Annotated in this window: 13 protein-coding genes; 4 read left to right on the top strand and 9 right to left on the bottom strand. The window is 37.7% G+C overall.

What is annotated here, in order from left to right:
• Positions 1-341 precede the first annotated feature (341 nt).
• The gene (locus tag A5866_RS11890) at positions 342-1049 is read left to right on the top strand and encodes a GntR family transcriptional regulator (RefSeq protein WP_086277450.1); all 708 of its coding nucleotides are present in this window, start codon (positions 342-344) and stop codon (positions 1047-1049) included.
• 17 nt (positions 1050-1066) lie between these two features.
• On the opposite strand, the gene A5866_RS11885 is transcribed toward A5866_RS11890, so the two are convergent.
• From A5866_RS11885 to A5866_RS11870, 4 genes are all read right to left on the bottom strand, one after another.
• A complete protein-coding gene (locus A5866_RS11885; RefSeq protein WP_086445278.1) occupies positions 1067-2845 on the bottom strand; it encodes a glycoside hydrolase family 35 protein in 1779 nt (592 codons plus the stop codon).
• A 12-nt stretch (positions 2846-2857) separates the two neighbouring features.
• On the bottom strand, positions 2858-4021 hold the full coding sequence (locus A5866_RS11880) for a glycoside hydrolase family 88 protein (RefSeq protein WP_086445279.1): 1164 nt from the start codon (positions 4019-4021) through the stop codon (positions 2858-2860).
• Between the two features lie 142 nt (positions 4022-4163).
• The gene (locus A5866_RS11875; RefSeq protein ID WP_086445280.1) at positions 4164-4991 is read right to left on the bottom strand and encodes a hypothetical protein; all 828 of its coding nucleotides are present in this window, start codon (positions 4989-4991) and stop codon (positions 4164-4166) included.
• Positions 4978-6732: a DUF2264 domain-containing protein gene (locus tag A5866_RS11870; protein ID WP_086445281.1), complete on the bottom strand. Its 1755-nt coding sequence runs from the start codon at positions 6730-6732 to the stop codon at positions 4978-4980. The genes A5866_RS11875 and A5866_RS11870 overlap by 14 nt, the downstream gene beginning before the upstream one ends.
• Before the next feature lie 431 nt (positions 6733-7163).
• Here A5866_RS11870 and A5866_RS11865 point away from each other — a divergent pair, with 431 nt between their 5' ends.
• Together A5866_RS11865 and A5866_RS11860 are read left to right on the top strand one after the other, a co-directional pair.
• Positions 7164-7970, top strand: a complete 807-nt coding sequence (locus tag A5866_RS11865; RefSeq protein ID WP_086445282.1) for a hypothetical protein — start codon at positions 7164-7166, stop codon at positions 7968-7970.
• Positions 7971-8185: 215 nt separating this feature from the next.
• Positions 8186-9958, top strand: coding sequence for an oleate hydratase (locus A5866_RS11860; RefSeq protein ID WP_086445283.1), 1773 nt, complete (start codon positions 8186-8188; stop codon positions 9956-9958).
• Positions 9959-10058: 100 nt separating this feature from the next.
• Here A5866_RS11860 and yqeK read toward each other — a convergent pair whose 3' ends face one another.
• The 4 genes from yqeK to A5866_RS11840 form a co-directional block, all read right to left on the bottom strand.
• Entirely contained in the window at positions 10059-10649 is a 591-nt protein-coding gene (yqeK, locus tag A5866_RS11855; RefSeq protein WP_086445284.1) for a bis(5'-nucleosyl)-tetraphosphatase (symmetrical) YqeK, read from the bottom strand.
• 84 nt (positions 10650-10733) lie between these two features.
• Positions 10734-11300 (bottom strand): NADPH-dependent FMN reductase, encoded by a 567-nt coding sequence (locus A5866_RS11850; RefSeq protein ID WP_086277468.1) that lies wholly within the window; start codon positions 11298-11300, stop codon positions 10734-10736.
• 11 nt (positions 11301-11311) lie between these two features.
• Positions 11312-12379: an LLM class flavin-dependent oxidoreductase gene (locus tag A5866_RS11845; RefSeq protein ID WP_086445285.1), complete on the bottom strand. Its 1068-nt coding sequence runs from the start codon at positions 12377-12379 to the stop codon at positions 11312-11314.
• Positions 12380-12417: 38 nt separating this feature from the next.
• On the bottom strand, positions 12418-12837 hold the full coding sequence (locus A5866_RS11840) for a MarR family winged helix-turn-helix transcriptional regulator (RefSeq protein ID WP_254907646.1): 420 nt from the start codon (positions 12835-12837) through the stop codon (positions 12418-12420).
• A 200-nt stretch (positions 12838-13037) separates the two neighbouring features.
• Between A5866_RS11840 and A5866_RS11835 the strand changes: the two genes are divergently transcribed.
• Positions 13038-14009 carry a tRNA dihydrouridine synthase gene (locus tag A5866_RS11835; protein WP_086445287.1) on the top strand — a complete coding sequence of 324 codons (972 nt, stop codon included), beginning with the start codon at positions 13038-13040 and terminating at the stop codon, positions 14007-14009.
• Between the two features lie 183 nt (positions 14010-14192).
• Here the strand turns inward: A5866_RS11835 and A5866_RS11830 are convergent, their stop codons facing one another.
• Complete coding sequence (locus A5866_RS11830; protein WP_176332603.1) at positions 14193-14909, bottom strand: DUF6287 domain-containing protein; 717 nt, start codon at positions 14907-14909, stop codon at positions 14193-14195.
• Positions 14910-14950: the final 41 nt, after the last annotated feature.

The following is a 14950-nucleotide window of genomic DNA, read 5'->3' as shown; positions in this document are numbered from 1 at the left end:
AATAAAAGCGTAGCGGGCTCGTTTAACCTTGACAGGAAAATAGGAAAACATGACTGGTGACGCTTTTTGTCACATTCAGGTTTTATCTTTTTCCCGAAAGGTTAGCCCGCGTAGCTAGATAGCAATGCAGGTCGCCCTACTTAACATGTTATGTTCCTTACGAATATACTATAACACATGATAACCCATCCGTAAACCTAATATCTTAATATGTTGATTTTTTATTATGACCTTACTTATTGTGCATATTTACTAACAGATTCTCTTATAAAGCAATTGCTAAAGTAAAATTAACATGTTATCCTTAATTGACTATCTTATGAGAATGGAGGTAATCTCTCATGATTCCTAAATATGAACAGATCAAACAAGATCTCTTAGCCGAAATAAAAAATCATACATTCATTCCCGGCGATAAATTTTATTCTGAAGCAGATATCAAGCGCATTTATTCTGTCAGTTCTATCACTGCAGTTAAAGCATTGAACGAATTAACCAGCGCAGGCTATTTGTACCGTATTCAAGGGAAAGGGACTTTTGTTTCAAAAGCCAAGATCTCCCAAAACGTTAAGTTTTCTGATATAGAACTTCACTCCTTAGATACTGAGAAAGTTCAAGTAATCTCTGTTGAAGAAGAAAATAAACCTGAGATTCTAAAGCAGTTAGGCTTACCTGCTAATGCTAGCTATTATAAGATTATTCGTGTGCGCTCTTTTGGCGATACACCTTTTTTAGCCCATATCACACATCTGCCTAAAAAAATGATGAAAGAACCAATCGAAAAAGACCTTGCTGCTTATGCAAGTGTCTACGAAAAAGTTCGGAAAGATTTTGCGATCGATTTGTTTTCATTAGCCTCTGTCGAAACCAATGAAATCGTCTTTCCAGACGATCCAGAGCTGTTAAATTTATTGCAATTGAGCTTTCGGGAACCAGCAGTTAAACAAGTCAAGCATTCTTATCTGTCTGACGGAAGTGTTGCCGAGTATATCGTTAGTTATAAACACTGGAAATATTTCAAAACAAAAATCGAAGTAGAAGCTGAGTAAGCTTCTGCTTCGATTTTTTAATCGACAATGGCTTTTTCTGAGAAGTGCAGTTCTTTGATTTCTCGACCTTCCGTCTCAAAAATCACCACTTCGTTATGACCCTTTTTCAAAAATTCTTTTGGGCAGTATAATGATCGGATCGGCCCGACCTCCCAGTAACGCCCAAGGTTGACACCATTGACTAACACAACCCCTTTACCATAGTCAGAACAATCAATAAACGTGTCCCCTAATGTATCCAGCTCAACCTCTATTCGATAAAACGAAGGCTGTTGTGGATTACTTCCCGCTGTATAATCAATAGCCTGCAACTGACTTTCAGACAACGTTAACGGATAGTGTCTATATCCTTGATGAAAATGAATATCCTGCATAATACCGCCGCGGATCCCTTTTGATTGAGTAGGACTATTTAGTTTAAATCCATAATTGACTCGGCCTAAATTTTCAACCAAAACATCTAAACTGATTTCTTTTTTATCGGGTTGTCCATTTATCGCCAACTCTTCTCCGACTGTTTCTTGATACTGCGTCGTCTGATACTTTCCATCCACATAAACTTGGACTCGGTCGCTAGCTTCAACGATTTTTAATTTATTTTCATGAAAATAATTTTTCAATTCTACTGAATACAACATATAGCCATATCCCTCACCGGCTTCTTCCATACTTAATGGATACATCGCCTGCTGAGCCTGGATCATCTGATCCTTTGTTGCAAATAGTGAAACACTTTCTTTTATAGGATATGTCCCGAGGTTCATCAGTTCTTTTTTACGCGGTTCTGCTTGCCAAACTTCTGGACAGACTTCTTTGATGGCTTTTTGAACATGAAAATACTTTTCTGTCGGCTCGCCCCATTCCGTCAACAATGCATCATAATCGTAACTTGTGACTTGCGGCAAATCTAACACACCGCGTGCTGAACAGCCATTATAAAAGCCAAAGTTTGTCCCACCATGAAACATATATAAATTTAACGAACCAACTTCCAACATATCTTTGACTTCTGTCGCTAGCTCTTGCCCATCTCGTTTGATGATTGGTTCATTCCAACGATTAAACCAACCATCCCAATATTCCATACACATGATCGGCCATTTTTTTCCATGACGTTTCATGAAGTTTTGCATCACTTGAGCATTTTCCTTTGAATGACTTCCGAAATTACCTGTCACAAAGATATCTTCTTCAATCAATGTTCCAGCATCAAGTACTTCATCCCACGCACCATCTGAAGTAAACAGTGGTACATCAACACCAAACTCTTCCATCAATTGTTTAGTTTGACGAAGATAGTCTTTTTCCATTCCATAAGACCCATACTCATTTTCGATCTGCATCATGATCACAGGTCCACCTTGAGTCAATTGCAGCGGTATTAGTTTAGGAATTAGAACACTAAAATATTGACGAACTTTTTCCATAAAACGTGGATCAGTCGAACGCAATCGCATGCCTTTTTCTCTTAGCAACCAAGCGGGCAGACCACCAAACTCCCATTCAGCGCAAATATAAACCGACGGGCGCAAAATAACGAGCAGCCCGATTTCTTGCGCAAGTTTTACAAAGGCTTCGATATCTTTTAAGTCTTCAAAATCATACGTTCCTTCAATATGTTCATGTAGATTCCAAGGTATATAGGTTTCTACAGTATTAGCTCCTAGAGCTTTTAAGTTGTATAAACTATCTTCCCACTGCCCTGGTGTCATCCGGAAATAATGGATCGCACCACTGATCAATTTGACTGGTTTGCCATCTAGTAAAAAATCTTCTTTTATCTCAAACGTTTGCATCATCATTCCCCTTTACCAGTATCTTTGCCATTCTGGTTTTGCTAATCTGATCAAGGCTTCCAAATAAAAATAATCGCCCCATAAGTTTGGTTCATCGATTCCCTTGCCTTCTCCGTGTGCATATACTCCATGAAGCAATAAGCCTTCATTCCCTAATACTTCCTTAGCAGAATACTGTTCCCCCAATTGATAAATGATTCCTTTGGCAAGAGCCTTTGCATTTGGATAAACTTGTAACGCTTCAGCTTCCAATAATCCACACGCTACAATAGCTGCTGAAGAACTATCTTTATCTGAAGGTTGTTGGTCATTAAAATCAAAATCCCAATAAGGAACAAGATCTTCAGGCAAATGTGCTAGAAATACATCAACAATTTGTGCATAATTTTCTGGAAATGTTTTAGATTGCAGATACCCTTCATTCAACGGAATCCCTAAGACCGCCCAACTTTGGCCCCTTGCCCAAATTGATTCATCGCTATTCCCTTGATGCGTAGCTCCATGACTCGGTTGGCCTGTTTCAGGATCAAAATAATACGTATGAAACGTTGTTGCATCCGCTTTGATCACAGTCTCTAACAATGTATGGTAATGCTTCGTTGCAACAGCTGAATAGCGAGCATCGCCCGAAATTTCTGCTGCTTTAAATAGAATAGGCAAGTTGATCAAAGAATCAATAATCAAGCGATATTCTTTAGGATCACCATATTTCCCCCAAGCTTGGATAAAATTACCTGATTTCTGAAAACGTGCCATCAAAACATCTGCGGCTTGAATAATTTCTGTCTTACAGGCCTCACTTCCAGTTATTTGATAGCCCGCACCTGCTGATAGACTATATAAAAAACCGATATCATGATGATCCAATACAAAATGATCATCTAAACGTTGTTGAAAACTGACGATATTTTCCATTGCTCGTTTTAAAAACGTTTCTTTTCCAGTCCATTCATATGCTAACCAAAGCATTCCAGTCCAAAATCCATTCGTCCAATCATCATTGGCCTTGATCCGATATTTCCCATTGGTAGCACTGGCAGAAGGAAATTGTGTACCAAATCGTTCCATATTTTTCTCGATTTGTGTGATGCACCAATTGATTTGTTCTGCTAACCATTGCGGGCTCACCTTTTCACCCAAATCGATCAGCTTATCTTTATTTTCCTGAAGAGACATATTTCACAGCTCCTTAACTTGTTAACATATTAACCAAAATCATTATAACCCAAACAAAATGAAAAAGCGAATGCTTCTTACGACATTTTTCCAACAAAAAAACCATGATTGCTTTCTAGGCAAAAGATCATGGTTCATTTCTTTACTTATTTCTCCCGAAAACTTCGATTTGAGTAAGCGCTGGAAACGGAGAATCATCCGCGGCTTTTTTAAGATTTTTCAATGTCACAAACTCTGTTACTTTGGTTGGAAATTTAATTTCTTGAAATATTGTGTCATTGGTTGTGGCTAGAATTTGCTGTGTACCATCTGAAAATTCTAATGTTACTTCAGTCCAATAGCTATCGTGAGGATAATCTCCTCTAAATAGTAACCTGATCCAATCAATTTCAACTTTACGACCAAATTCAATTGTTAACGCTGCATCTTTTTGTTGATTGATGCCCCATGAGGCAAAAGGATACGAACCATGAGATAAATTTCCGTATTTTCCATCAATGGCATTTTTAGCAAAAAATACTGCATCATCTCTCGTTTCTACATTCGCACTTGCATGAGGGTACGCACCTGAGCTTGCCTTTTGATCATGAGAATTGAACGAAAGATTTTGGTAGTTCTTGATTTCAAAGTCATGGGCTTTTCGTACCATCAAATGATGGCGTTTTGAATGAAATGCTGTTTCAACAGAAGCTTTTCTAAGTGATTCTATAAGCGGAATTTGATATTCCCATGTTTGTTGAGCAACATAAATAATCGACAACGGCAGGGTTTCATCAAGTTGTACGGCCAAGTATGAACTCAGCTCCGTTGTCGACACCACGATTTTATCCCCTACTTCATAAGTGTAATCTTTGATGGCTAAAACTGCCATTTCAGCCCCTTCGGCTATATATAACTGTTCCTCTTTTTCATGGTCAATTTTGCCAACGATCAGTCGATCTTGATTATTTTTCAACTCAATTTTTATCATTATTTCTCGTCTCCTTATCACTTTTAATCATACCGCCAACCAGACAGATCAAGCGATGTTCACCTGCAGGCAATGATTTTTTCAAGCACGGCAAGCTAGTTCTTGGGAAAAATAAAGAAGTATTCGGTTCTGGCTGAATAATCAGCGCTTCGTCGTAGCCTTCTATCGCAACAATCTGAGATAACCAATCTTTTTCCGTTACAAAACTCCAATCTGAGCCTAGCTGTCCTTGTGGCTTTCTTCCCAATAATGGCAGACTAAACCCACCTTCTCGAACCTCTAACGGTACTTTTGTATTGATTTCATGGACTCGTAGATGCCACTGTTCAAAAGGATAAACTTCTGTTTCAATCGTCACACCTTCAAATGGCGACCACTTCTGATAAACACAATCTTCTGTCAGCCAGTAACTTTCCGTCACACCTTTCGCTTGAAAATCCCCTTCCCCGGCGCGAGCAATAGCCAAGGTATTATCAAAAGCACCTTCTTCATAACGAGTACCTGCTTTAGGGACACTGAAGCCAAATTTTGTAGAATAGACAAACTTACTATATTTTGCTTGTGCATGAGCTTGTCCTGCGACCATCATCCCAGCTGGAAATCCTAATAAGTGCTCTCCATCTCGCGCCTGCATTAAAAGCATATTTCCTTTTCCTACAAATTTCTTCCCTTGTTTCTTCACAGGTATTGGCACTGCTTCCCAAAAAGGATGATCGTGACGCACAGCCAACAACAAGAATGTCTTTAGCGCCCAATAAGGTGAACCTGGCGCATTATACCCTTCTGCCATCACAAGATTTTCATAATGATAGCCAATCGAAAGCCGACCATCGAAAGTAAAAATATCATGGTTTAGCCAATTTTTTAAATGTGTTGATAGAATTGTTTTTACTTCTCCCCAAGGAATTACTTCAACATCAGCAAAAATCAATGCAGAGAAAAAAGCGCCTTGTGCAAAACGATATGTTAAGCTGCGGCCATACGGTAGTGCTTCACCATCATTATCAAAATAATATATAAAATCTTGGGCAAATAACTTCGCTCTATTAATCAAGCATTGGGCTCTTTCAGGATCTTCTTCCTTCATGAAGGTTGCGTAAATCAAGCCGTAGTATTGAAAAGCAAACGGAATATAATAATCTCTTTGTGTCGTTTTCCCATCTACATACCAGCCTTCACCAATATACATCGAATCAATCAATTGAAATTCTTCAGTTAGTTTTTTTCGGTCTAGTTTTTCACCACAATGAAACAATGCAGTTCGGATCAATACTTTAAAAAAAGTCCAATTATTTTTAGGGATTTTCCGCACTAAGGCTTGCGACAGCCAGTTTATCATGTTCTGTTGTGCTGTATTTGACAATAATTCCCAAACATATTTTTTGTGCAACAACAATGTCAATGACAGGGCAGCTGTCTCAACGATGTATTGATCATAGTCCTCGATCAAGCCCCAGTAGTAAGGACTAGCTGGATCAGTCCCTTTGATTAGTTTTGTTAAGTAGGCATCTCTTAATTCATCATCTTTTTGAAACCGCCAAGCAGGGGCAATGCCCCACAGCGGACGAACAAGCGCTTCCATGTCGGCCCGCTGCTGATCATAGACGGCTCCACTACTACCTAAATGTAAACCTGAAGTATCTGATTCAAGTATTTTCTGTCTCAAAGGACGAATGATCTCTTCCAAAGCCATTTGATAATCCTGTTTCGTCATAAAGTCATTACTCTTAAACTTTTCCATCGACCGAACCACCTTCATCAATTTACTGAACAGAATAACAAGACGCCACTTATTTTTCAACTATTTTTTTATTATTAAAATGAGTATCAAATGTGAGTATATTCATTTAGTTTTCCATACTTAACCTATTATTTATTCAACAAGAAATCAGCATTATCAACTTCATAAAGTAAAAAAAGAGAATTTCCGTCACCACTTAACCTATTAAAAATGAGAAAACAACAGCATCCACCTCCTGAAATACAAGTTCTATTCTCATAAAAAACTATAAAAAAGCTCAGCCTACTGAAAATTACAACCGTCATAATAAATAACGCGCATTATTTTATATAACATTTATCGCTTGATCTAAGTTACAGGACTTATGACGAATTTCATGCTACTATTTACTTACTTATAAACTGAAAACAAGGATCAAAAAGGAGTCTAATATGAACATCAAATTATCTGTCCTCATCACAGAAACCAAAACAACCATTGAATTTAATAACAAACAAGGAATCATCACCCTATTTGATACTAACGAAGGCCTTCTGCTTGAACATGCAGCTGTCTATGTTTTGCTAAATGAAAATACGATTGTTTCGATAGGTAGATCAGAAGCTGGGGCTTTTCACACTGAAGTCACTTTTAATAAAATGATCACTATTGCTCCTTCATGGGATATTGAATTAGGCTATTTAGAACAACAGCTGATCACAGAGGCGTTAGAAAACGGCATCCAGCTAGAACAGAACTCTGGAGTAGCAACAAAAATTCCAGCTAGCGCTACCAAAACACTTACGACCTATAAAAATGAAGTGCTTATGGTCTTAGAAAAATTTGGCTACCCGTTTAAACATCATGAAGAACCTAAAAAGGCCAAAGCAAAACCAGCCAAAGCTCGGCATAAATGGACCAAAGAAATCAGCCAAATCAAATTTTTTATCGATACACGTGAGAGCAAAGCAACCGCCCTTTGGCACAAACGTAATGAAATGTTGTTAAAAGCCGGCGCTACTATGATGGCTAAACCGCCACTTAATAAAGATGGGTCTTTAGGCTTTTCAGCAAAAATGGGTCAAAGAATCAGAGAAGATCATCAAGACAAAGTGAAAAATAATGTGACCACAGAAGATATTATTTTAAAAAGCGTCAATGAAGTGGGCTTGTTTTTATATTTTGGTGGAACAAATAGTTGGCTGGAATTGATTGATGCCACTGGAAAAACGCTTAATGAGTGGACCGTTGTTCAATAATTACAGGTTCATCTCCTCTCTATATTTTCAGTCAACATAACTAGTAAGCTTTTCTAGCAATCAACACTGTTAGAAAGCTTTTTTCTTATACTTCTAACACTATTTTTCAGACAAAATCAACCAATTGTCCAATTTTATACAGCTATCCTTTGTTGACAAAAATGATCCTTGTTACAATGACGGTGTAACAGATCAAAAATCAGGAGGGATATTTTATGAAGTACGTAAGTGGAAACTATGAAGCATTTGCAAGAAGTAGAAAACCGGCAGGCGTTGATGAGAAAAGCGCCTATATCGTTGGTGCAGGCTTAGCTGGTTTAGCAGCAGCAGTCTTTTTGATTCGTGACGGACACATGAAAGGTAAAAATATCCATATTTTTGAAGAATTATCCTTATCTGGAGGCTCTTTAGATGGAAAATTCATCCCCCATGATGGTTTTGTTACCCGCGGCGGGCGTGAAATGGAAAGTCACTTTGAATGTTTATGGGATCTCTTCCGTTCTGTACCATCATTAGAAGTGGACGATGCTTCTGTATTAGATGAATTTTATTGGCTGGACCATGATGACCCCAATTCTTCAAATTGTCGTATCATTTCTAATCGTGGGGAACGCGTAGCAGATGACGGCAAATTTACCTTATCTAAAAAAGCGCAAAAAGAATTAGTTGACTTATTTATGACCTCAGAAGATAAATTAGTTGGCAAACGAATCGAAGATGTTTTCACTGAAGAATTCTTTGAATCAAATTTTTGGTTATATTGGTGCAGTATGTTCGCTTTTGAAAAATGGCATTCTGCTATTGAAATGAGACGCTATGTGATGCGTTTTATTCATCATATTAAAGGTTTACCAGATTTCACTGCATTGAAATTTACACGCTACAACCAATTTGAATCTTTAGTAAAACCACTATTAGCCTTTTTAAATGACAATGGTGTTGACTTCCAATATGAAACAAAAATCAATAATATTCAAGTGGATATCACAGAGAAAAGCAAGGTCGCAAAAAGTATTTTATTAACCCGAGCTGGAAAAACCGAAGAAATTCATTTGACTGAGCATGATCTAGTCTTTGTCACAAATGGCTCAATTACTGAAAGTTCAACAGAAGGAGATCATCACACTCCTGCACCAATCACCCATGATCTAGGCGGCAGTTGGAACCTTTGGAAAAACTTAGCAAAACAATCTCCAGAATTTGGGAATCCTGATGTCTTTTGCGAAAACTTACCAGACGAAAGTTGGTTCGTTTCTGCTACAGTGACCTGGGAAAATTTTGATATCGAGCCTTACATCTCTAGATTGACACACCGCAAATTACGAACAGGCAAAATCGTGACTGGCGGGATCATTACTATTAAAGATTCAAACTGGTTGATGAGTTTTGCAACACACCGCCAACCACACTTTAAAGAACAAAATGACCAACAAACAATCACTTGGGTGTACGGTTTATTATCTAACACTCCAGGTAATTATATTAAAAAACCGATTGAACAATGTTCTGGTGCAGAGATTGCCCAAGAATTGATGTATCATTTAGGTGTTCCTGAAGCAGACATTGCAAGATTTGCTCAAGAATCATGTACAGTAATTCCTGTTTACATGCCATTTATCACCTCTTACTTTATGTTGCGTGAACCTGGCGATCGCCCATTGGTCATTCCTAATGGTTCTAAAAACTTAGCCTTTATTGGTAACTTTGCTGAAACGGAACGTGATACAGTCTTTACCACTGAATACTCGGTTAGAACAGCGATGGAAGCTGTCTATCAATTACTAGATGTTGAACGTGGGGTTCCTGAGGTTTTTGCATCGGCTTATGACTTGAGAACATTAGCAAATTCTGTTTACTATCTATCCGATAAGCAAAAACTAACTGAGATGGATTTACCATTTGTAGAACGTAAAATCGTTGAAAAGTTCGTTGAGAAAACGAAAGATACGTATATCGGGGATATTTTGAAAGATGCTGATTTGTTGTAAGACAAGTTAAACATATCGTAATTATCCAAAAGACCTACTTAGCTCTTTTTATAAAAGAGAACTAAGTAGGTCTTTTCATTATATTCTTTTAAAAGAAAGTCTAAGCAGGCTCTAATTGTTGTTTCAATTTCACATAGGCTTCATTCAACCACGGGTGGGTCACCTGAATACCATGATGCAATAAATAGTCAATATAATAATAAGCTGCAGATTCTAACGAATGATCCAATGCTGCCATCAGACCTGTTATATAAGGTGGTTCACCATCTTGATCCCATTTTATTTTATCTGCTATAAATACAACTAAGTCTAAAATAGAGTAATTCCCTTTTAAGGTAGTATGACATTCAATAGCGGATAATATCTCCGAATCATTTATGTTGAATTGACTTATAGCAATTTCCTTAGACATTCTCTGATGAATAATCATCGGCAACACTATTTCCTCTTTGTATAATGCTATCCCCATCTTGTTTGCTATTTCAACTCGCTGATCATCTGGATAAACTGCAGAAATATCATGTAAATACCCAGCAATCTGAGCCTTATGTGGGTCCGCCATAAACTGCTCTGCTAACTTATAAGCATAATCACCTACCGCAATACAGTGTGCATAAGTTTTTAAACAATTTGCTTCAGACAGAAATTGTTCTATCGACGCTTGTAAATATTCCTGATCAATAGTTCCCATATAATGACCTCCAGAAAGTTTACTTCATCGTACCATGATAATTTTGTTTCACTCTACCTCAATGTTCTATCTATAAGCTTTTCTTTAAAAATCATATTCCGCTTCTTTTTGCTGCATCATCATTTGATACGTATCCAGCAATAAGAACAGGTCATCCACAAAACGATCCAGACGAAACTCAATATCAGGATTTTTGATTTCTTGCCGCATAATATCTTCATCTGTAATAAACACGTAGTTAGGTACTAAATTAGCCTTCATATAACTCAAAACTGGACGGATTTGTTGTTCAGGAATCAAAAAATGTTTTTCCGATCCAGCCGTGACGATCATTCCAGCTACTTTATTCCGAAAAGCATTGACTGGCAGCAGATCAAACAAATTCTTCAAGGTCCCTGGCATCGATGCTTGAAAAATCGGTGTTCCAATGATCAAACCATCCGCGTCCATGATTTTTTTAAGTGCTGCGCCAATCTCACCTTCATGTTGAAAATACTCACGACCATCAGCAAAGGGAAATTGTATTTCAGAAAAATCAATCACATCCACTTCAGCCTCTTTGTGTACTTCTTTTATTTTATTGACCGCATAATGTACAGCTATTCTTGATTTACTACCAAATGCTGAACCGATTATTGCAACGACTTTCATAAATGTTCACCCTATTCTCTAGTATATTTTTTAACTTCTGGCATGACTTTTGTCGCAATCAATTCAATATTTTTCTTAACTAGGTCCAAAGGTACACCACCAAAATCGATTTGTGCCATAAAACGTTGATGACCATATAATTCATATTGATACAACATTTTTTCAATGATTTCGTTAACACCACCAACCATTAAGGTATCTCTACTATCTTGTGATTGAGCAAAATGTTGTTTTGGATACGTTCCGCCACGAATTGCTTCCCAACCAGCATTTAAAAATGGATACATTTCTTTACGTGCTTGGCTACCCGTCTCAGCTACATAAAACAAGCTTGTTGTTGCCAACGGAAATTCCTTTTCATCGTAGCCCGCTTCCGTTAAAGCTAAACGATACGCATCTACTGAGCGTTTAAAAATTGGAGCTGGTCCAGCTAACGTTGTTAACATCATTGGGATCCCTTCTAATCCAGCTTTGATCGCACTTTCTGCTGGACCACCTACAGCTCGCCAAACAGGTAAATGTCCACGAACTGGCTGTGGGAGAATTTCCGCATCTTGCAAGGGTGCCCGGAAGTTCCCTTCCCAATTTATCCGCTCATTTGGTGTAGCCTCATTCAAGAGTTTCAACAAGTGCATTTTTTCTTCAAACAATTCTTCATAATCTTTCAAATCAAACCCAAGCAGTTCATAAACACCTACGCGAGAGCCACGTCCTGCAACGATTTCAGCACGACCATTAGAAATCAAATCCAACGTTGCATACTCTTCATAAACACGAACTGGATCATTCGTACTCAAAACCGAAACTGAACTAGTAAGTTTGATGTTTTTTGTTTGGGTTGCAATTGCGGATAAAATCATTTGATTGGCTTGCCCTACAAAATATCGTTGATGACTTTCACCCACACCAAAAACATCGATGCCTGCTTCATCCGCAAATTTTGCCGCTTCAATGATTTCGTTGATCCGTTGCTGCTGACTGATCCGTTCACCTGTCATTGGGTTGGCAATATGATCACCTAACGAATATAAACCAATTTCCATTCCTTTTGAAGAATCGATTCCGTATTTTTTGTTCATTTTTCTTACACTCCCTTTTCTCTGATTAACTATAGTCTCTATTTCATTAATTTTTTACTGATTTTAGCTAGTTGTACTACTTCTTGTTTTGTTAGATTATCAAACACAGAAGCTTGTAACTTGCTTTGTTCAAAAAAACAGCAATCTAATAGCTCCTGCCCGCGATCAGTTAAAGAGATATACTTTTCTTTCCACTTTTGCTGACGAGTAATCCAACCATCTGTTTCAAATTGTTTAATCATTTGCGAAACACCGCCTTTAGATAAAAGTAGTTTTTCGCCCAATTCTTTTTGAGTGATTGGCTGATTTTTTTGGATATGATGCAGCATGTCAAACTTTGAAACGTTTAAATTATATTGTTTTAAAAATTCATTGGACTGCGTATTGCTCTTTTGGACGAATTGCAAGATAGACAGCCAGCAACTTAATTTTACTTTCTCTGAAAGAGATAATTTCATCACTACACACCCTCTTTTTAAGTTTATGACTAAACTGATATCGCTAGTTTAACACACTTACTAAAAGTAAGCAATAAACCGGTACTTATATACCGTTTACTCCGTCTTCAAAATCTTCCCTTTGATTCTTTCCAGTATTATTAGTATAATGATTATGTTTTTCAGAACGTTACAAAGTGCAATAGAGTGGAGATTATAGAATGACAACTAATTTTTGGGCAGAACTACCTAAGCCTTTTTTTATTTTAGCACCAATGGAAGATGTGACGGATGTCGTTTTTCGTCATGTCGTAAAAGATGCTGGCGCACCTGATGTTTTTTTTACAGAATTTACAAATTCAGATAGTTATTGCCATCCTGATGGCATCGAAAGTGTGCGTGGACGTTTGGTTTTTACTGAAGATGAACAGCCAATGGTCGCTCATATTTGGGGAGACAAACCAGAATTTTTCAAAGAAATGAGCCTTGGCTTAGCTGAAATGGGCTTTAAAGGTATTGATTTGAATATGGGGTGTCCTGTTCCTAATGTTGCAGGACGCGGTAAGGGTAGTGGTTTGATTTTGCGTCCTGAAGTGGCCGCTGAATTGATCGAAGCCGCAAAAGCAGGCGGCATCCCTGTCAGTGTCAAAACCCGAATCGGTTATGCAGAAATTGCGGAAATGGAAGCTTGGATCACACATTTATTAAAACAAGATATTGCTAACCTTTCTGTTCATTTACGAACACGAAATGAAATGAGTAAAGTCGATGCTCACTGGGATTTGATTCCGCAAATTATGGAAATCCGTGATCGCGTTGCGCCACAAACACTGATTACAATCAATGGTGATATTCCTGACCGCCAAACAGGTTTGCAACTTGCAGAACAATATGGCGTCGATGGTATTATGATTGGTCGGGGAATTTTTAAAAATCCTTATGCCTTTGAAAAAGAACCTAAAGAGCATTCGCCGAAAGAGCTGCTTGGATTGTTGGAGATGCAGCTTGATTTACAGGATCACTATGCAGAAATGGTACCACGCTCGATTGTCGGATTGCACCGATTCTTTAAGATTTATGTTAAAGGATTTCCTGGAGCTAGTGATTTGCGGGTTAAATTGATGGGGACAAAATCTACGGATGAGGTTCGAATGATTTTGGAGGAGTTTTATAAAGAATCTTCGGTAGAATAAGGCTATTATAGGATTTTTTAAGTGCTCTATGAAAATAGAGTGCTTTTTCTTTTTACTGTCAAACTTTGATACGTATGGACAAGATAATATAAAAAAAGTACCCACTATTTTATGGGTACTTCAAGGATATTTCCGCCTTTCAATGTAGATACGTACAAATATTTTTTGGAAACCATCGATAACTTAATCAATTTTGTAATAAACGTACGCTGCTCGAACTGATGTAGCAGTATTTTGAGTGCCTACTGCAACAATCTTATCTTGGTTGTTATCTCCTTCTAGTATGTCACCCATTACGCCTTTGGGTAAAAACGATACGTAGATTACTGAACCTGGAAGATTACTTCTTAAAGAAACAAAACCTTGATTCGTTTCAAGCCCTAATTGTTGTTCATACGCTTTAACTTTATTACTATCCCCCATATAGGATACTAATTCAGGTGTCCCATCTGACGAGTTTAGTAGAGGAATGTCTACATTCTGCCCAATTATTTCGGCTGGTTGTTTCTGATTAGAAATATCTGTAAAGCTCATTGTATTGTTTTCTATAAAGATCGTATTTCCTAAGCCATTTCCCCAAGTTCCGTTAAGGTTGGAATAATCCCCTTGTTGTATTTGAGAGAGATCCATTACTTTGGGTACTTCTTCTTTTGCTTGTTCATGTGATGCTTCAGTTTCTTTTGTCTCTTGAGCTGTGCTTGATTGTTCTGTTGTTGGTGCTGTCGTTTTCTTCGTTACCTTGGTTTCTTTACTATTCGCAGTTAATTCTGTCGTTACTTTTGTACTAGCTGATGATTTATCAGTGTCAGCACTAGGTTTGTCAGGAAAATTACATCCTGCTAATAACCCTAAAGAGACTATGCAAAAACCTAATATAACCGTTACCTTTCCTTTTCTCACAGTACATCCTCCCGCTCTTTTATATACTCCTTAAAATGTCT

This window comes from Enterococcus sp. 12C11_DIV0727 (assembly GCF_002148425.2).
GTDB lineage: Bacteria > Bacillota > Bacilli > Lactobacillales > Enterococcaceae > Enterococcus_L > Enterococcus_L lemimoniae.
The sequence above is the reverse complement of the archived record's forward strand: the minus strand, read 5'-3'. Positions and strand labels throughout refer to the sequence as shown.

What these genes read in the sequence shown, in the direction of transcription:
- A5866_RS11890 (WP_086277450.1), top strand. Translation starts at nt 342, where the DNA reads ATGATTCCTAAATATGAACAGATCAAACAAGATCTCTTAGCCGAAATA.
- A5866_RS11885 (WP_086445278.1), bottom strand. Translation starts at nt 2,845, where the DNA reads ATGCAAACGTTTGAGATAAAAGAAGATTTTTTACTAGATGGCAAACCA.
- A5866_RS11880 (WP_086445279.1), bottom strand. Translation starts at nt 4,021, where the DNA reads ATGTCTCTTCAGGAAAATAAAGATAAGCTGATCGATTTGGGTGAAAAG.
- A5866_RS11875 (WP_086445280.1), bottom strand. Translation starts at nt 4,991, where the DNA reads ATGATAAAAATTGAGTTGAAAAATAATCAAGATCGACTGATCGTTGGC.
- A5866_RS11870 (WP_086445281.1), bottom strand. Translation starts at nt 6,732, where the DNA reads ATGGAAAAGTTTAAGAGTAATGACTTTATGACGAAACAGGATTATCAA.
- A5866_RS11865 (WP_086445282.1), top strand. Translation starts at nt 7,164, where the DNA reads ATGAACATCAAATTATCTGTCCTCATCACAGAAACCAAAACAACCATT.
- A5866_RS11860 (WP_086445283.1), top strand. Translation starts at nt 8,186, where the DNA reads ATGAAGTACGTAAGTGGAAACTATGAAGCATTTGCAAGAAGTAGAAAA.
- yqeK (WP_086445284.1), bottom strand. Translation starts at nt 10,649, where the DNA reads ATGGGAACTATTGATCAGGAATATTTACAAGCGTCGATAGAACAATTT.
- A5866_RS11850 (WP_086277468.1), bottom strand. Translation starts at nt 11,300, where the DNA reads ATGAAAGTCGTTGCAATAATCGGTTCAGCATTTGGTAGTAAATCAAGA.
- A5866_RS11845 (WP_086445285.1), bottom strand. Translation starts at nt 12,379, where the DNA reads ATGAACAAAAAATACGGAATCGATTCTTCAAAAGGAATGGAAATTGGT.
- A5866_RS11840 (WP_254907646.1), bottom strand. Translation starts at nt 12,837, where the DNA reads ATGAAATTATCTCTTTCAGAGAAAGTAAAATTAAGTTGCTGGCTGTCT.
- A5866_RS11835 (WP_086445287.1), top strand. Translation starts at nt 13,038, where the DNA reads ATGACAACTAATTTTTGGGCAGAACTACCTAAGCCTTTTTTTATTTTA.